Below are 15,866 nucleotides of genomic sequence, written 5' to 3'. Positions count from 1 at the left end.
TCCCGGCCCAGAGGGAACCGATCGGCGGGCTCGTGCGTGGTGGAGGATATGCAGGGATGTCGTGGGTCAGATGACGAGCACTGAGGCAGGCGTGACGAAGGACGAGACCCTGTGGGCGGACGGCACCGTCTCGGTCCGGTACCTGGCTGCCGGGACGGTGAACCGCGACGCGGAGTTCGTCGACTTCGTGGAGACGCACGGCGGTCGCCTGAGACGGATCGCGTTCCTGATCAGCGGCGACCACCACCGGGCCGAGGAGCTGTGCCAGGCCACGCTCGAACGGACCTTTCGGTCCTGGGCGCGCGCCCGGGACGGCGACCCCTTCGTCTACGCGCGGAGGATCCTGACGAACCTCAAGATCGACACGTGGCGGCGTACCCGACGTGAGGTCCTGATCGAGCCCGAGGACCACCTGACGGGTGCGGCCCCGGATCGTACGGCCGAGATCGCGGTGCGTGACGAGCTCGTGCGCGCCCTGCTGCTCCTGCCGGTCCGGCAGAGGCGCGTGGTCGTCCTGCGCCACCTGCTCGACCTCTCCGAGGCCGAGGTCGCCCGCGAGCTGGGCATGCCGCACGGAACGGTGAAGTCCAACGCCTCGCGGGGGCTCGCCCGGCTCCGCGCAGAGCTGACCGGCACGACCACCCCGACGGCGGGAGCGAGCCATGTCTGAGCACGACGACTTCGCAGCGGAGCTCCGCGCTCTCGCCGACGAGGCGATCCCTGTAGAGCACGTGCCGGGCACTCCGGCTCTCGCCCTGGTCAAGCGCCGCGTCCGCAGACGCACGGCGCGGGTAGCCCTGCTGTCCGCTGCTTGCATGGCGCTGGTCGCTCTGGCCGCGGTGGCCCTTCCACGCGTCGGGATCGCCACCGTGGCGCCGGCTTCCTCGACTCGGCTCGCGCCCGGGATCGAGATCCCCACCGACCCGACGACGTCTGCGCGCACCGGCGGGGGGCTGGTCATCGACACCAGAATGCCCGGCTGGACGGCGGGCACGCGACTCTTCGTCGTCAGCAGACTCAGCGCCCAGGATCGAGCCGTCAACGCCGTGTACGAGGGGGACGACGCCGACCTCCGAGAGCTCCGGGCCGGGAACGCCGCCGGCACGATGCTGCTGAGCTCGGACGCCACCGCGGCCTCGGCGACCTCTCCCGACGGTGACCGCCAGGTCGTGATCGGCCTGGGAGTCCCCCCGGAGGCCTCCGCCGGCGGGCCGCCCGGCCGGAACGAGCGGCGTCTGATCTCCTGGGACCTGTTCCCCGCCGCGGACGGCACCCTCGTCTCCTCGGTGGTCCTGCCCGGCTCGCTGATGAAGGACGCGGCCGGCCTGCCCCTCGACGTCATCTCGCTCAGCAAGGTCGATGGCGAGATTCCCGCGTTCGGTGGCTTCTTCACGATCAACGCCTACCGCAACGGGTACGGCCAGGACGGCTGCCTGGGCGACTGCCCTGCCATCTTCGGGTACGAGACTCCGACGTCCTTCCCGAACGACGGCCCCCGGGGTGTCGCGCAGGCGCAGCGTCTGACGGTCGAGAGCGCGATCGAGGACGCCGCTGCCGCGGCGGACCTCGCCGGGGAGTCCCGACCCACACCCCGCGAGGTCTGCGTGGACGTCCGCGAGGACCTCGACCGCGCCACCGGGACCGAGAGGACCGCTGACGATCGCCTCCTCCAGTGCTTGCTCAGTGCCACGGACTGGTACGCACACCAGGCGGAGCTTGCCTCCTCGGACAGGTCCGGCTGACAGTCCGGCCTCGACCCCGACGGGCGCACTACCCGATCGGCCGAGCGACGGCCGAGGCCGGGCCGCCCGTGGAGACCCAGGAGCCGAGGGGTTCGCCAGGCATGTCCTCGTCGGCCTCCTCGGTCCCGCAGACCACCAGACCCCGCGCCTGGTAGTTCGCGAGCGCCGCGGGACCGTCGAGCGTGCAGGTATGGACCCAGACGCGGGCGGTCGGCGGGACGTCGGCGCGCTCGGCGAGCGACCAGGCGGCCGCGATGCCGTGCTCGAGGAGCGGGCCGCCCAGGCCACGACCGATCGCCCGCTCGGCCAGGCCGAAGTACCGGATCTCGACGTGGGTCCCGTCAGCAGCGACGAGAGGATGCAGGTGGACGTAGCCCCACGGGCCGCCCTCCCCATAGAGGACCCAGAACTCCGTCCCCGGCACCTCGAGCTCCTCGACCCACTGCTCACGCGTCCAGCCGAGCCTGTCGGTTCAGAACCACGGCCCGCCGACCAGGCCGTAGAGGAATCGGGCGTACTCGGGATCGACGGCGACGGTCCGCTCGAGGCGCACCTCGTCGGGCAGCGCGCGCGGCGCCCGCGACGACGGGCGGTGCATCTGGAGCGTCGTGATGGTGACCTTCACGAGCGTCAAGGGTAGTGGTGTCACGACGGGCCGTCGTCTGCCGTGCACCCTCAGGCCGCGACGTACCGTGGAGGCCCGCGGCGCCGTGGCGCCCAGGCGACCCGTGCCGTGCGGTCGCGTCGGCGGCTGCTCCTGATCCGCAGGGTCGTGCGCGAGCGGAGCCGGTCGTCGGGCAGGACGGTCGCGGCGTCGGCGAGGAGTCGGTCCAGCCGGGCGGCGAGGGCGGGCAGGTCGGTCGCCGGGTCGACGGTGACGACCAGGCTCAGGACGAGCTCGGGGCCCTCGTCGTGCAAGGAGGCGGTCGCTCGGTGGACGGCAGGGATCTGCTGGGCCGCACGGGCCGTCGCGTTCGCCACGGCGTCTCGGGAGATCCGCAGGCGCATGGTGCGGGTGGATCCGGGCAGGTCCTGCTCGGGGACGGAGCGGGCCGGCAGGTGGGCAAGCATCCACCACAGCGAGACGACCGCGAGGAGAACTGCGACCGCACCGGTCGCGTAGGGCCACCACGGCTGGGACACGGCGTCCTGGGCGGCGCCCGTGTCGATCGCGTCGGGGACGCCGTCGAGGATCTCGGCCAGGGTTCCCGTCGTCCACAGCAGGGCAGCGACGCCGACGACGACGAGCACGAGGCCGGCGAGGGCGAGCAGGGCGCGGTCCAGTCGCAGGACGGTGCGGTTCATGATCGTTGCCCTTCGCCCGAGCGCACGGTCAGGCGCGGCGGCTGCTCGAACGCCGAGAGCTGGTGGGAGACCTCGGCGCGGACGTCGTCGAGGATGTCCGGGGAGCCGGTCGAGCGGACCGTGACCCGGACCGCGGTACGAGAGACAGAGGTGCTGGTGTCCAGCACCCCGGGCACGTCTCGGGCCGTCGCGTTCACCCAGCGGGCGACGTCGGCAGAGCGCACGTGGATCCCGCTGCCGGCGGAGATCCGCCGGGTGGTCCGCGGACGGGGACGCACCGCCTGCCAGACCAACCAGAGGCCGAGCAGTGCGACCACCACCCCTGCCGCCCCCACCCACGTCTCGGGCTGCAGGCCGTCCAGGGAGTCCGCGAGCGAGGCGATCCAGCTGGTGCCGGCCCCCTGCACCGCCACGAACGACGCCTGCCCGGCGAGCACCGCGACGGCGAGCAGGACGATCGCCAGGAAGAAGGCCCACGAGGTCAGCGCGAGCCCGGCCCGGGGCGACCTGGCAGGGGCGGGGACGGTCTGCGTGGACGGTGCCGTGGGTGTGCTCATCGGACTCGCTGCTCCTTGGGTGTTCCGGCGACGTCGGACGGGTCGACGATGCGAGCGACGGTCGTACGGACCTCGTCCACGTGCACCCCCGCGAGAGCGAGGAGCTGGTCGGTCACGGCTTCGCACACCTCGCGAGCGACCCGGGCGGCCGGGTAGGGCCACACCAGGGCGATCTCGAGGAGGACACGGGCACGGTCGCCGGCTCGTGAGCACACGACCTGGGGATAGCTCCTGCCCAGGGCTCTCCCCACCGTCCCGGCCGTGGCGGCAGCGGGCGCGACGCCGGCGACGCCGAGCACCGCCGCGCGGGCGACCTTGTCGACCACACGGTCAGCGACCCGCAGCACGCCCCGGTCCGCGGCGTCGACCGGCTCGGCACGGACGTCGGGCCGCGGGGCGTCGAGGAGGACGTCGCCGGCCCAGGCCTGATCAGACATGGCGTCGGCTGTGGAAGACGGCGCCGAGGTCTATCCGCCCCTCGATCTGGGCCGCGACGACCCAGCCGACGCCGCCGAGGACGACGGCGAGGAGGAACCCCCAGAAGCCCCCGAGGATCGCGGCGATGGCGAGCAGGAGGCCGGTGAGAAGACCGGTCGTGGACACGGACATGTGTACTCCTTGGACGGCGCCCGGTCAGGGCGCGGGCGATCTTGTCGGCGGGGACTCGACGTCCTCGACGAAGAGGTGGACCGGCCCCGAGACCAGGGCGCGCACGGCCTCGTGGACGTTGCTGGCAACCTCCGGGATGGGGCGCCCGGCGGAGACCACCAGGTGCACCTCGGCCTCGTCGGGCCGGAGCCGCACCCCGGTGACGGCGCGACCTGGGAGGTATGTGGCGACCTCCCCGAACGCCCCGGCGTGCAGACGCACGACTCCCGGGACAGCGAGCACCGCCGCCACCACCCGGTCCGCCAGGTCCTCCTCGTCACCCGCAGACGCACGAGACGAACGAAGGGGGGCGGCCTCGAGGTCCCGCCCCACGGGCGAGGCATCGAACGCGGCCGCGACGTCCAGGGGTGTCGGGGCGGCAGGCTCCGCGTCCCGGCCGGACGTCGGAGACCCGGAGGACTGCGGTGACGAGGTGGTCATCGCACTCGCCCGCCACCCTCCTCGCCCTCACCGCTGCCTGAGGCCTCCTCCCGCGACGAGGACCGCCCTGAGCTCGAGTCGGCGTCGTCGTCGGGCAGATGGACGTCGTTGACGTCGATGTTGACCTCGGTGACCTCGAGCCCGGTCATGCGTTCGATCGAGGTGATGACGCTCCGCCGGACCGCCTGCGCCAGGTCGGCGATCGAGACCCCGTAGTCCGCGACCAGGTCCAGGTCGACTGCGGCCTGCCGCTCGCCGACCTCGACGTGGACGCCGGAGGTGGTGTCGCTGCCGCTCCCGGGGATGTACTCGCGGATGGCGCCGAACGCCCGAGCCGCTCCCCCGCCCACGGCATAGACGCCCTGGACGTTGCGGGTCGCGATACCCGCGATCTTGGCGACGACCTGGTCCGCGATCGTCGTGGTGCCGTGCTCCGAGGCAAGGGCCGACACGTGCTCCGAGCTCTCTCGTGGGGCACGTGCCGGACCGTTGTCCCGTGGTCGCGCCGCGGACCCCGCAGCCGCGGTTCCCGTGGTGGGGGTGCTCTGCTCGCTCATCGTCGGCTCCTCGTGCTCAGGCTGGTCCGCCCGTGCCGGGCGGTCTGGGACGTTCCCCAGTGAGTGCCGACCTACGGGTCATACGTCACGCACTCGTCAGTGTGATCTACATCACACATGCCGCGCCGCTGGCGAGTCCGTCGAGGATCGATATCGTCGGACGGATGGAACCCCTCGATGCGGGTGGCGTCTCGGGGGCGGTCTCGGACCTGTCGCTCGCACGCCGGGCTGCCCTCCGCGATCGGGACGCGTTCTCCCAGCTCGTCGACCGGCACGGCCCCGCGCTCTACCGCTACGTCCTGCGGATGGTCCACGATCCCGAGGTCGCCGCCGACTGCCTCCAGGACACCCTGGTCGCCGCGTGGACCGGGTTCGCCGACTTCCGCGGCGAGTCCACCCCGCGCACCTGGCTCTTCGGGATCGCCACCCGTCAGGCCTATCGGCACCGCAGCCGGGTCGCGCTGCAGCCCGGTCCCCTTCCCGACGATCTCGTCGAGACCACGTCGCACCGACCCGACCAGGACGCCGTGGACAGCGCGCTCGTCGAGGCCCTCGACATCGCCCTGCTCGGTCTGCCACCGTTGCAGAGGTCGTGCTGGCTGCTGCGCGAGATCGAAGGACTGCACTATGCCGAGATCGCGTTGATCCTCGGAACGACCCACGACGCCGTACGCGGGCTCCTCCACCGGGCCCGCTCCACGCTGGCCGAGACGATGGAGGGATGGCGATGAGCGACGAAGCCGTCCTCGACCGTGCCACGCAGGCACTGCGGCGGCACACCGACCGAGGGTGGACCGTCGTGCGGGAGAATGCGCTCCTCAGAGCGCTGTCGGCCTTCCGGCCCTCTGCCCCGGTCCGCGGTCGTACGGCCACCCCTGCCGGTGCTGCGGGCTACTTCGTCGCGGCCGACGTCGTGGTCGCGGCCCTCCGCGAGGGCGTCTCTGCGGTGCCGGGCGCCGCGCCGCTCACGATCACCTGCTCGACCGACGACCACGACCGGCTCGTGGCCGTCACGATCGAGATCGTCGCCGCGTTCGACGAGCCACTGCTCCCGCTCGCCGCCGCCGTCCGCCGCGCCGCGACCTCGTGCCTGCGGACCCTGCTCGGCGACCTCGCGCCCCTGGCCGGCGCTGTCGCCGTCCACGTCGCCATCACCGACGTCACGGACGACCCGCGAGAGCTCTAGCGCGCCAGGACCGGCGCCGTGGGTCTCGCTGCCGCCGGACGACCCTCGCTGCCCCGTTCCCGCGCGAGTCGCCGTGAGCGTCGCTAGGTTTGCTCGATGACCACCGGCAAGATCCACGGACGCAGCACAACGTGGACCGCTGCGGGTGACCTCGTGCGGGTCCTCGCAGGGATCGCGGTCCCCGTGGGTGGCCTGCTCTACGGCCCGGTCGGGATCGCCCTGCTCTCGCTCGTGCTGCTCGGCACCGTGCTCCCCCGCGCGATCGGGCTCGACGGACCCGTCGACCCTGCCATCGGCCTGACCCTGTCGGCCGCGGCCTGGATCAGCCTGCTGGACCTCTATGCCCTGGCCTCTTGGCTCGATCTCGTCGTGCACCTGGTGGCGACTGCCGTCCTCACGGTCCTCGCGTATGCCCTCCTCGTGTTCGTGGGAGCCCTTGCCGTGCCGGGTGCGATGCTCGCCCGCTCGACCGGGGCAGGCGCTCGCCACGACGGCTCCGGCCTCTCCCGCCCACGTCTGGGTGCGGTGGTGACGGCGACGGCGCTCGGTGTCCTCCTCTCGCTGCTGTGGGAGGTGGGCGAGTGGGCCGGCGCCGCCTTCGTCGACGAGTCGATCAACGTCGGCTACCGGGACACGCTCGGCGACCTCGCCGCAGGCGGGGTCGGCGCCCTCCTCGCCGGGCTCTTCCTGGTGAGGCGTCCGTGAGCCAGGCGGCCTCGGCCTGCGCCACCCCGATGACGGTCGTCGTCCCCGTCAAGGACGACGCCTTGCTCCTCGAGAGCTGCCTGTCCGCGATCGGTCGACAGACCCGGCCTCCGCACGAGGTGATCGTGGTCGACAACGCGTCCTCTGACGACAGCGCGGCAGTGGCGCGCCGCGCGGGCGCGCACGTGATCAGCGAGACCCGGCCCGGCATCGCTGCGGCCGCGTCCACCGGGTACGACGCCGTCCTGACCGGCATCATCGTGCGCTGCGACGCCGACACCCTTCCTCCCGAGGACTGGCTCGAACGGGTGCACCGAGCCTTCGCCGACGACCCAGGGCTGGCCGCCCTCACCGGTTCGGGCTTCTTCTACGACCTGCCGGCGGTCCGTGGTCGCCTCGCCCGGATCTTCTACCTGTGGGGCTACTACGGGGGGATGCGTGCCGCCGTCGGCAACGTCCCCCTGTGGGGATCCAACATGGCGATGCGCGTCGATGCCTGGCGCGAGGTCCGTCGCCACGTCCACCGGCACGACGCGCTCGTGCACGACGACACCGACCTCAGCTTCCAGCTCGGCAGCACCGCCCGCGTCCGCTACGACCCCCGGCTCGTCGTCGGCGTCTCCGGGCGCACCTTCGAGTCCGTGGCCGCCGTGCGCCGCCGCTTCCGGCTGGCGTGGCACACGCTTGCCGTGAACTGGGCCGACAGCCCGCCCTGGGAGAGGTGGTCGGTGCGGATCGCGTCCGGGTTGCGCCGCCGTCGGGCCCGGTCCCGGGGTGTGGTTCGGCGGCCACGGCCACCTCGTCGCCCTCCACGCGGCTGAGCGGACGTCACGGACGCGCCGTGACGAGCCCCGACTCGTAGGCCAGGATCACCAGGTGCGCCCGGTCACGGGCGTACACCTTCGCCATGATCCGGTTGACGTGCGTCTTGGCGGTGTGCGCGGAGATCACGAGCTCGACCGCGATCTCCTGGTTCGTCAGCCCTCCCGCGACGAGCAGGAACACCTCGCGCTCGCGCTCGGTGAGGCGGTCGAGCCCCTCGTCCTCCCAAGCGCTCTCCTGCGGCGACTGTCGGCGCACGAAGCGCTGGATGAGCGCCCGCGTCGCCGCGGAGGACAGGAGCGACTCGCCCAGATGAACCGTGTGCACCGCACGAACGATGTCCTCGGGCTCGGCCCCCTTCCCGATGAAACCGCTCGCGCCCGCACGGAGGGCCGCGACGACGTACTCGTCCTCCTCGAAGGTCGTGAGGACGAGCACGCGCGTCGCGTCGCCCGCCGGTCCGGCGCAGATCTGCTCGGTCGCGGAGATCCCGTCGAGCTCGGGCATCCGGATGTCCATCAGGACGACGTCGGGAGCCAGTGCCGCGGCCGCGCGCACGGCCTCGCGACCGTTCGACGCCTCGCCCACGACGTGGACACCGCCGCTGTCGGTCAGGATGTCGCGCACCGCCTGGCGCACCAGCGGCTGGTCGTCGACCACGAGGACGGTGATCATCGCCCCTCCCCTGGTTCGGCGGGCACGGTCCTGTCGGCGGGCACGGTGACATCGAGCCGGAACTCGCCGTCCACGGTCGACGCCTCCACACGACCCCGCACCGACGCGACCCGCTCGCGCAGCCCACGCAACCCGTGGCCGCTCGGGGGTGCATCGGCACCGCCCTGCCGCACCGGGTTGGTGACCTTCAGCGCGAGCGCACCGCCACGCGTGCGGACGTCGACGACGGCCCGGTCACCGGCGCCGTGCTTGTGCGCGTTCGTGAGTCCCTCCTGGAGAGCGAGGTAGGCGACGTGGTCACAGGCCGGCGAGAGGGCGACGAGGCCCGACTCTCTCCGCAGCACGACGTCGAGGCTCACGCCCGCGAAGCGTTCGACGAGCGCGTCGAGCTGCGCCAGCCCCGCCTGCGGGTGCAGGTCGCGGTGCTCGACGTCGTCCTGCGCGCGCAGCATGGCCAAGAGGCCGCCGATGTCGGCGAGGACGGTCCGCGAGGCGCTGCGGATGGTGGTGAGGGCCTCGCGGGCCCGCTCGGGCCGGGACTCGAGCGACGACGACGCGACCCCCGCGCTCAGGCTGATCACCGAGATCTGGTGGGCGACGACGTCGTGCAGGTCACGGGCGATACGCACGCGCTCCTCGACCACGCGCCGCCGCGCCTCCTCGTCCCGCCCCTGCTCGGCGCGTTCGGCCCGCTCCGTCACGGCCGCGAGCGCCTCGCGACGTGACCTGGTGGCGTCGCCCATGGCTCCGGCGAGGACGACGAGCGTCACAAACTGCGTCGCCCCGGGGTGGAAGAGCTCACCGCCGAGCGGGACGGCGCTCACGAGGAACACGACGAGGGCGGCCGCGCCCACGCACGCGAGCCCGACCGTGCGGCGCGTCCGGTTCGTGACCGCGAAGGCCGTGATCATGACGGCGACCAGTGCAGCCGGTGCGAGGGTGCCCGCGAGCGCGACGGCGACGACGCAGACGACGCTCACCGCCAGCGCGGTGATCGGCCGTCGTCGGCGCAGCGGCATCACCGCGACCGGGACGAGCGCGATCACCATCGGCAGGCCCCGCGTGCGGAAGTCCTCGTCGGGGAACGGCAGGACTCCGAAGAGCACGACGGTGGCGATCGCGACGACGTCGCCGACGGGGACCGCTGCTGCGGCGGAGCGAGGTGACGTCACTCCCCCAGTATCCCGGTCGACCCGCGCCGGCGGATCGCCCCGCAAGGTGACGCGCGCGTACTGCGATCGCTGTACCGAGGTGACCGCGCAGGGCTGATGCGCGCGTTCTGCCGGCACACGATGCTGGACCGGAAGGCGGGGCACACCGTGTGCCGCGTAGAGAGGAACGCGTGAAGAAGCCTGTGAAGAGAGTGCTCGTGGCCGTGGCCGCGACCGGCGCCGTGGTCGCGGTGGCCCTGGCCACGACGACCGTCGTGAACGCCGTCGCGACCGCGCGCGAGAGCGACCGGATCGAGTCCTACGGCCAGACGGTGACGGTCGACGGGCGCCAGATGAACGTGCTCGTCACCGGGGCCGGCCCGGTCGACGTGGTCCTCCTGCCCGGGTTCGGGACGCCTTCTCCCGTCCTCGACTTCGAGCCGCTGGTCACGGACCTGGCCCACGACCACCGGGTCGTCGTCGTCGAACCCTTCGGCTACGGACTGAGCGACGGCACCGACGTGGAGCGGACCACGGAGAACGTCGTGACCGAGGTGCACGAGGCGCTCCAGGCGCTCGACCTCGACCGCTACGTCCTCATGGGGCACTCGATCGCGGGCATCTACGGCATCGAGTACGCCGCACGCTACCCCGACGAGGTGATGGCGTTCGTCGGGGTCGACACGAGCGTCCCCGGGCAACCGCACACCGACACGGCGTTCCCGACGGGCCTCATGGCCGCGGCGAAGAACCTCGGCCTGGTCCGCGTCCTCACCGCGTTCGGGAGCGGCGGGCTCGACGGCTCCGTGTACTCCGACCACGCACGCGAGCAGATGACGATGTTCACCCACCGGAACTCGCTGCGCCCCACGTACCTCGACGAGATGTCGCACATCAGCACGAACTTCGAGCGTGCGCTCGGGACGACGTTCCCGGCGGACCTGCCGCTGCTGCTGTTCGTCGAGGCCGACAACGCGAACAACCCGGACTGGCTGGCGCTGCACGAGGAGCAGGCCGCGACCGTCGAGGACGGCACCGTGGTTCCTGTGCCCGGCGAGCACTACCTCCACCACACGCACGCGCCGCAGATCGCGGCCGGGTTCCGGGAGTGGGCGGCGGCCCGCGAGCTGACGACGGGCTGAGGCCGGGCACGTCAGGTCGGCCCGCCCTCGCCGGAGGGCGGGACGATCGGAGCACCCGCCAGGGCGTCCCTAGGGAGCGCCGCGACGGTCTCGACGCTGGACGGCGAGGAGGACCAGGAGCGCGGCCAGGGCGGCCAGCACCTCGCCCGCGGCGAGCGCGATCCAGGTGCCGCTGGATCCGGTGGGTCCCAGGACGAGGACGAGGGGCACCTTGATCCCGACGAGCGTCCCGAGGGAGATCAGGTAGGACGGGCGAGCGCGTCCCAGCGCCTGGAAGTACGCCGAGACGAGCGGGGCGACCTCGGAGACCGCGAGGCCGACGGCGAGGACGCGAAGCGCCACGGACCCGGTGCGGACGACGTCGGGCTCGTCGACGAAGAAGGTCACGAGAGGTTCCGCCAGGACCGCGAGCGCGGTCGCGGCGAGCACGCTGTAGAGCGTCGTCGCCCGGAGCGCGAGAGTGCGTGCCCTCCTGACGCGGTCCACGAGCCGCGCCCCCGCGTTGTACCCCACGACGGGTTGAAGGCCCTGGCTGATGCCGGTCTGGGGCATGGTCGCGAAGGTCTGCAGCCGGGCGCAGACGGCGAACGCCGCGAGGACGGTCGCACCACCCGTTCGAACCAGCGAGAGGTTGACGAGCACGACGAGCAGCGTCGTGCCGAGACCCGCGAGGAACGAGGGCGCGCCGACGCCGAGGATCGCGTCGTCGGGGGTACCGGCTCGCCCTGCCACGTAGGCGAGGTCGCGGATCCCGTGGTCCACGACGAGGTGCTCCACGAGCCGGGTCATGCCCGCGGCGTTGTCGACCGTCACGTGGTCGTAACGGTCGGTGACCATCGGGCCCGCGAGCACCACGAGCGGGACGCGTCGGGCGACGTGATCGAGCAGGTCGTCCGGGAGGGACTGGGCCACCACGACGAGCCCGTCGACACGACCCGCCATGGCCAGGACGCGGGCCTCGAGATCGGGCTCGCGCGCCGTCGCGACGGTGAGGGCCAGGCCCGCTTCCCAGGCCGCGTACTCGGCTCCGCGCAGCACCTCACCGAAGTACAGGCCTCCCCACCCGATCTCACCGGCCGGCCGCGGGTCCAGGAGCACGCGCACCCCGGAGCCGTCGTGCGCACGACCGGCCAGGTCGTCGGGCTTCCCCGTGTCGGGCAGGCACAGCCCGATCATCCCGCTCTGCCGGGAAGCGAGCCCTCGTGCAGCGGCCGACGGCACGTAGCCGAGGTCGTCGATCGCCTCGAGCACCGCGAGCCGCGCGCCGTCGCTCACGAACCCCTTGCGGTTGACGACCCTCGACACCGTCGTCGTCGAGACCTCCGCGCTCCGTGCGACGTCCTGGATCGTCGCGACACGTGACTTCATCGTTCACCCCTCTCGTGCGCCCAGTGGATCATGGAAGCGCAACCACACCGCGCGGTGCGGTCGGCTCACCACGACTGGAGGCCGCGACAGCGCGTCGGGGACCCGACGGCGGCGGGGACTTTCGCGCGTCGCACCGGGCAACCCGGTCGCGGCACGGGGGCGGCGTCGGACGCGTCTGGACACACCTCGAACGCCGCACAGGCGGACGGTCGCCGCCGTGCAAGGACTGGGCAGAGCTCCCTAGCGCACGGCGGTCTGGTCGAGCCTGGCGGCGAAGGCGATGTCGAGCGTGTCGACGAGCGAGACGGAGCCGTCAGCGGTGGTCCAGCTCGTCAGCGCGGAGTCGAGGCAGGCGAAAGCAGAGGACACGACGACACGAGCCGGCAGGTCCCCGAGTCTCGGGTCAGGCGCGACGTGCCCGGACATGACGGGGGTCAGCAAGGCGGACGACGTCAGGTGCTTCTCGATGTTGCGCGCTCTCAACGACGCCGTGCTGTTGATGACGCGCATGGTCCGCCGCCAGCGGACGGGGTTCGCGTCGATCTCCTCAGCTCCCTCGCGCATCGCACCGTGCAACGCGTGCCACGGAGCCTGCTCCACGATCAGCGCGGCCACCCTGTCCCTCAGGGCAGCGCCCCCGATGATCAGGTCGCCGATCACGACGTCCTCCTTGGTCGCGAAGTAGCGGAAGAAGGTGCGACCCGAGATCCCCATGGCTGCGGCGATGTCGTCGACCGTCGTCTCGTCGTACCCCTGCTCGTCGAACAGCTGGAGGGCACGGTCCGCGATCGCGGTACGCACGCTCGCCCGAGCGAGCGCGCGCAGCCCACCGGTCGCGCTGGATGTATCCGTCACGGGGCACGATAGCCCCGTGACATGTGTGTCACTCGCTGCCACCTTCGGCATGCACTGCGCTCTTGGTGCCGGAGAGAGGCGGCCGAGGAGCAGGCGCCGAGCGCCTGGTGCTGGTCGTGCTGGTCCTGTCACCGGCCCGTCTGGACCGGAGGGTTCACGCCGGGGCCGCGAGAGGACCTCGCGACCCCGGCGGAGCTGGTGCGGTCGTCAGCCGCAGGTCGTGGCCGGGTACTCGACGTCGAACGTCGTCGAGCGGGCCCCGGCCCCCGTGCCGATCGTGCCCACGACCGTCGCGGTCCCCGCGGGGACCGCAGCCGCACGGCTGTTGAACGACTGCGACGCGCTCTTGCCCGGCGCCACCGACGCGAACGTCTTGGTGCCGAACGGCGTCGTGAGCGCCACGCTCACGGCCACGTCCTCACCGTTGACCGCACGCACCGTGAGGTTCGCCCGGCCCGCGACGCACTGCGTCCTGGCCACGACCGCGAGATCCACGGGCTCGACCTCGGCGCCGGCGACCCCGAATCGCCAGGTGTCGACGTCGAACAGGTCGCCCTCCTGGTCGCCGGCGAACGTCAGGTAGACGTCGTGGACACCGGTCGTGCGGTCGATCGTGGTCGCGAGGTCGGTCCAGGTTCCGTCACCTGCGGGCACGTCGATCGTGCCGACCAGGTTCTCGCTCGTGGACGTGTCGGGGCTGTCGAGCCGAACCTCGACGCGGCCGCCGGCGAGGGGTGCGATCGTGGTGCCGAACTCGGTCGCCCCGTCCTGACCGAAGTCGACACCGGCCAGAGCCACCCAGTCGCCGGAGTCGATGTCCGTCAGCTTGAGAGCGGGCGTCGACGTCGGGCTCGTGAGCAGCGCGGTCGTGATCCCCTTCTGGTAGCCGATCGTCTCGGCCTCGATGATCGAGTACGGGTCGAGAGGCGCGATCTGCGAGACACCGACGTAGTCGGCATCGACCTTGTTCATGGTGCCGTCGGGCTGGAACGTCACCTCGTTGATGTGGGTGCTGCGGAATCCCCTGACCTTGCTCGCGTCTCCACCGACGAGTGCGAGGTTGAGGGTCTGGGCGTGGTAGGCCATGTAGTAGGTACCGTCGAGCTCGAAGAACGACTGGTGGTTGTTCCCCCCGACACCGAACTCCTGGTACATGCCGTCGAGGACGGTGCCCTCGAACTGCTCGGGGGTCCAGGGTCCCTCTGGCGAGTCCGCCATCATGTAGGCGATCACGCCGTTGGCCGGGTAGCCCGGCGACGGAGCGACGCTGCTGAAGTTGGTCGAGTAGGAGTAGTAGTACTTCCCCTCGCGCTCGAAGACATGGCTCGCCTCGAACATGCGGGGGGCGTCGACGACCTGGGCGGTCCCGACGGTGGAGACCATGTCGTCGCCGAGCTTGATCCAGCGGGTGGTCCTGGGGTTGTTGGGCGTCTCGGGCGGGTTCCCTTCGCCGCCACCGAAGTACAGGTAGCCCTGCCCCGAGTCGTCGACGACCACCGCGGGGTCGAACAGCCAGTTGCCGTTGCTCGCCGCTCCGGGCGTCTCAGGGCTGATCAGGGGCTTGCCGAGGGGGTCCGTCCAGGGGCCGAGAGGAGAATCCGCTTCCAGGACGCCGACGCTGGCCGCGTTGTTCGCGAAGTAGAGGAAGAACTTCTCCTTGCCGGCGATCGTCTTGCTGGCGAACGCCGGAGCCCACGAGTTGTTGGCCCAGGTCGCCGCGCCGGTGGGGCCCGCGACCTGGATGGGACCGTGGTCGGTCCAGTTCACGAGATCGGCCGAGCTGATCACGTTGATCTGGTTGATCTTCCCGTAGGTGTTGGGCGTGCTGATGTTGTTCTCGTCGGGGGCCCACTCCTGGGTGTCGTTGGTCGTGTAGACGTAGACCCGGCCATCGTGGGCGAACGCGTACGGGTCGGCACCGAACGCGTGGGAGACGAGCGGGTTGGTGTTTCCCGGGACCTTGCCGACGGCGTCGAACCCGCCACCGCCCGGGCTCGTGAGAGTCACCGACACGTCGTCGACCCGGAAGTCCATGAGGTGCTGTGCCGGGTCCGCCGCGGGGTCGGGCACCCAGGGCGTCTCGACGAAGACGTGCGCCTCGGCCGGTGTCGTCCCGGCGGGCAGGAGCCAGGTGCCCTCGAGCGTTCCCCACTCACCCCGGTTCAGCGTCCCGGTCGCGATGTTCGTGTAGCTGGAGCCCCCGGTGAACGCGGTCACGAAGAACTGCTTGGTCGCAGGGCCCGTGTCGTAGCGCACCTTGGCCGACACGGCATAGGACCCTCCTGCCTCGACCTTGCCGGTGAGGTCCTGCCACGGGCCGGACTGCGTGGTCTGGCGCTCGGTGACGAGGACGGAGGACGCTCCCGAGTACGCATCGTCCGAGAGCTCGAGGTCTCCCCCGTTGCGGATCACCCAGGGCGCGACGACACCGTCCTCGAACCCCGGGTTGGCGACGACGTTCGTCGAGGCGGTGTCCGCAGACCGGGCGTGGGCGGCGCCGGGCGCCGCGGAGCTGGGCACCGCGACCGCGGCCAGTCCGACGACCCCCAGCGAACCGGCCAGGATCATTGCGGTGGTGCGTTCCTTCAGTCGTCCGTGACGATGTGTCACAAGAGCCTCCTTGCTCTGTCGGTCTTCCATGGGTGGTGCTGTGCCGCCGCGACGTCGGGCCGCGGCACGAGTGGTGGCCTCCGGGGACCTGGCCCCGCCCGT

20 protein-coding genes are annotated in these 15,866 nt (G+C 71.9%); 7 read left to right on the top strand and 13 right to left on the bottom strand.

Translation table 11 applies throughout. The features are described from left to right. Positions 1-70 precede the first annotated feature (70 nt). Positions 71-670: a SigE family RNA polymerase sigma factor gene (locus tag H9641_RS07215; RefSeq protein ID WP_191802354.1), complete on the top strand. Its 600-nt coding sequence runs from the start codon at positions 71-73 to the stop codon at positions 668-670. Further along, positions 663-1,742: a hypothetical protein gene (locus tag H9641_RS07210; protein WP_191802352.1), complete on the top strand. Its 1,080-nt coding sequence runs from the start codon at positions 663-665 to the stop codon at positions 1,740-1,742. Before H9641_RS07215 ends, H9641_RS07210 begins: the two co-directional genes overlap by 8 nt. 28 nt (positions 1,743-1,770) lie before the next feature. Here H9641_RS07210 and H9641_RS07205 read toward each other — a convergent pair whose 3' ends face one another. The 8 genes from H9641_RS07205 to H9641_RS07170 are packed head-to-tail and all read right to left on the bottom strand — an operon-like array spanning position 1,771 to position 5,250. After that, positions 1,771-2,166, bottom strand: a complete 396-nt coding sequence (locus H9641_RS07205; protein ID WP_191802351.1) for a GNAT family N-acetyltransferase — start codon at positions 2,164-2,166, stop codon at positions 1,771-1,773. Between the two features lie 48 nt (positions 2,167-2,214). Next, the gene (locus tag H9641_RS07200; protein ID WP_191802349.1) at positions 2,215-2,367 is read right to left on the bottom strand and encodes a hypothetical protein; all 153 of its coding nucleotides are present in this window, start codon (positions 2,365-2,367) and stop codon (positions 2,215-2,217) included. 50 nt (positions 2,368-2,417) lie between these two features. Then, positions 2,418-3,047 carry a hypothetical protein gene (locus H9641_RS07195; protein ID WP_191802347.1) on the bottom strand — a complete coding sequence of 210 codons (630 nt, stop codon included), beginning with the start codon at positions 3,045-3,047 and terminating at the stop codon, positions 2,418-2,420. Beyond that, positions 3,044-3,604 (bottom strand): DUF6286 domain-containing protein, encoded by a 561-nt coding sequence (locus tag H9641_RS07190; protein WP_191802345.1) that lies wholly within the window; start codon positions 3,602-3,604, stop codon positions 3,044-3,046. Before H9641_RS07190 ends, H9641_RS07195 begins: the two co-directional genes overlap by 4 nt. After that, a complete protein-coding gene (locus H9641_RS07185) occupies positions 3,601-4,041 on the bottom strand; it encodes an Asp23/Gls24 family envelope stress response protein (RefSeq protein WP_191802343.1) in 441 nt (146 codons plus the stop codon). The genes H9641_RS07190 and H9641_RS07185 overlap by 4 nt, the downstream gene beginning before the upstream one ends. Continuing rightward, positions 4,034-4,213 carry a DUF2273 domain-containing protein gene (locus H9641_RS07180; RefSeq protein WP_191802341.1) on the bottom strand — a complete coding sequence of 60 codons (180 nt, stop codon included), beginning with the start codon at positions 4,211-4,213 and terminating at the stop codon, positions 4,034-4,036. The genes H9641_RS07185 and H9641_RS07180 overlap by 8 nt, the downstream gene beginning before the upstream one ends. A gap of 24 nt (positions 4,214-4,237) precedes the next feature. Continuing rightward, complete coding sequence (locus H9641_RS07175) at positions 4,238-4,693, bottom strand: Asp23/Gls24 family envelope stress response protein (RefSeq protein ID WP_191802339.1); 456 nt, start codon at positions 4,691-4,693, stop codon at positions 4,238-4,240. Next, entirely contained in the window at positions 4,690-5,250 is a 561-nt protein-coding gene (locus H9641_RS07170; RefSeq protein WP_191802337.1) for an Asp23/Gls24 family envelope stress response protein, read from the bottom strand. The genes H9641_RS07175 and H9641_RS07170 overlap by 4 nt, the downstream gene beginning before the upstream one ends. Before the next feature lie 164 nt (positions 5,251-5,414). On the opposite strand from H9641_RS07170, the gene H9641_RS07165 reads away from it, so the two are divergent. The 4 genes from H9641_RS07165 (at position 5,415) to H9641_RS07150 (ending at position 7,962) form a co-directional block, all read left to right on the top strand. Next, positions 5,415-5,981 (top strand): RNA polymerase sigma factor, encoded by a 567-nt coding sequence (locus H9641_RS07165; protein WP_191802335.1) that lies wholly within the window; start codon positions 5,415-5,417, stop codon positions 5,979-5,981. Then, positions 5,978-6,436: a hypothetical protein gene (locus H9641_RS07160; protein WP_191802333.1), complete on the top strand. Its 459-nt coding sequence runs from the start codon at positions 5,978-5,980 to the stop codon at positions 6,434-6,436. The genes H9641_RS07165 and H9641_RS07160 overlap by 4 nt, the downstream gene beginning before the upstream one ends. A gap of 96 nt (positions 6,437-6,532) precedes the next feature. Next, positions 6,533-7,141: a hypothetical protein gene (locus H9641_RS07155; protein WP_191802331.1), complete on the top strand. Its 609-nt coding sequence runs from the start codon at positions 6,533-6,535 to the stop codon at positions 7,139-7,141. Continuing rightward, positions 7,138-7,962, top strand: coding sequence for a glycosyltransferase family 2 protein (locus H9641_RS07150; protein WP_318244435.1), 825 nt, complete (start codon positions 7,138-7,140; stop codon positions 7,960-7,962). The genes H9641_RS07155 and H9641_RS07150 overlap by 4 nt, the downstream gene beginning before the upstream one ends. A 7-nt stretch (positions 7,963-7,969) precedes the next feature. Here H9641_RS07150 and H9641_RS07145 read toward each other — a convergent pair whose 3' ends face one another. Further along, positions 7,970-8,638, bottom strand: a complete 669-nt coding sequence (locus tag H9641_RS07145) for a response regulator (RefSeq protein WP_191802329.1) — start codon at positions 8,636-8,638, stop codon at positions 7,970-7,972. After that, positions 8,635-9,810, bottom strand: coding sequence for a sensor histidine kinase (locus H9641_RS20670; RefSeq protein WP_318244434.1), 1,176 nt, complete (start codon positions 9,808-9,810; stop codon positions 8,635-8,637). Before H9641_RS20670 ends, H9641_RS07145 begins: the two co-directional genes overlap by 4 nt. A gap of 170 nt (positions 9,811-9,980) precedes the next feature. Here H9641_RS20670 and H9641_RS07135 point away from each other — a divergent pair, with 170 nt between their 5' ends. Continuing rightward, positions 9,981-10,931 carry an alpha/beta fold hydrolase gene (locus H9641_RS07135; RefSeq protein WP_191802327.1) on the top strand — a complete coding sequence of 317 codons (951 nt, stop codon included), beginning with the start codon at positions 9,981-9,983 and terminating at the stop codon, positions 10,929-10,931. Between the two features lie 69 nt (positions 10,932-11,000). Here H9641_RS07135 and H9641_RS07130 read toward each other — a convergent pair whose 3' ends face one another. The 3 genes from H9641_RS07130 to H9641_RS07120 all read right to left on the bottom strand — a co-directional run bounded on the left by H9641_RS07130 (position 11,001) and on the right by H9641_RS07120 (position 15,764). After that, positions 11,001-12,299: an MATE family efflux transporter gene (locus H9641_RS07130; RefSeq protein WP_191802325.1), complete on the bottom strand. Its 1,299-nt coding sequence runs from the start codon at positions 12,297-12,299 to the stop codon at positions 11,001-11,003. Between the two features lie 240 nt (positions 12,300-12,539). Beyond that, complete coding sequence (locus H9641_RS07125; protein ID WP_191802323.1) at positions 12,540-13,154, bottom strand: TetR family transcriptional regulator; 615 nt, start codon at positions 13,152-13,154, stop codon at positions 12,540-12,542. 207 nt (positions 13,155-13,361) lie between these two features. Beyond that, the gene (locus H9641_RS07120; RefSeq protein WP_191802321.1) at positions 13,362-15,764 is read right to left on the bottom strand and encodes a family 43 glycosylhydrolase; all 2,403 of its coding nucleotides are present in this window, start codon (positions 15,762-15,764) and stop codon (positions 13,362-13,364) included. Between the last annotated feature and the right edge of the window lie 102 nt (positions 15,765-15,866).

Origin of the sequence: Oerskovia merdavium (assembly GCF_014836755.1) — a bacterium.
In the GTDB taxonomy this organism is placed as follows: domain Bacteria; phylum Actinomycetota; class Actinomycetes; order Actinomycetales; family Cellulomonadaceae; genus Oerskovia; species Oerskovia merdavium.
Note: the sequence above shows the minus strand (reverse complement) of the source record. Positions and strands in the feature narration are given on the sequence as shown.

Bases quoted from the DNA above. Each gene is read 5' to 3' on its own strand.
- H9641_RS07215 (WP_191802354.1), top strand. From the start codon at position 71: ATGACGAGCACTGAGGCAGGCGTGACGAAGGACGAGACCCTGTGGGCG.
- H9641_RS07210 (WP_191802352.1), top strand. From the start codon at position 663: ATGTCTGAGCACGACGACTTCGCAGCGGAGCTCCGCGCTCTCGCCGAC.
- H9641_RS07195 (WP_191802347.1), bottom strand. From the start codon at position 3,047: ATGAACCGCACCGTCCTGCGACTGGACCGCGCCCTGCTCGCCCTCGCC.
- H9641_RS07190 (WP_191802345.1), bottom strand. From the start codon at position 3,604: ATGAGCACACCCACGGCACCGTCCACGCAGACCGTCCCCGCCCCTGCC.
- H9641_RS07185 (WP_191802343.1), bottom strand. From the start codon at position 4,041: ATGTCTGATCAGGCCTGGGCCGGCGACGTCCTCCTCGACGCCCCGCGG.
- H9641_RS07180 (WP_191802341.1), bottom strand. From the start codon at position 4,213: ATGTCCGTGTCCACGACCGGTCTTCTCACCGGCCTCCTGCTCGCCATC.
- H9641_RS07175 (WP_191802339.1), bottom strand. From the start codon at position 4,693: ATGACCACCTCGTCACCGCAGTCCTCCGGGTCTCCGACGTCCGGCCGG.
- H9641_RS07170 (WP_191802337.1), bottom strand. From the start codon at position 5,250: ATGAGCGAGCAGAGCACCCCCACCACGGGAACCGCGGCTGCGGGGTCC.
- H9641_RS07165 (WP_191802335.1), top strand. From the start codon at position 5,415: ATGGAACCCCTCGATGCGGGTGGCGTCTCGGGGGCGGTCTCGGACCTG.
- H9641_RS07160 (WP_191802333.1), top strand. From the start codon at position 5,978: ATGAGCGACGAAGCCGTCCTCGACCGTGCCACGCAGGCACTGCGGCGG.
- H9641_RS07155 (WP_191802331.1), top strand. From the start codon at position 6,533: ATGACCACCGGCAAGATCCACGGACGCAGCACAACGTGGACCGCTGCG.
- H9641_RS07145 (WP_191802329.1), bottom strand. From the start codon at position 8,638: ATGATCACCGTCCTCGTGGTCGACGACCAGCCGCTGGTGCGCCAGGCG.
- H9641_RS07130 (WP_191802325.1), bottom strand. From the start codon at position 12,299: ATGAAGTCACGTGTCGCGACGATCCAGGACGTCGCACGGAGCGCGGAG.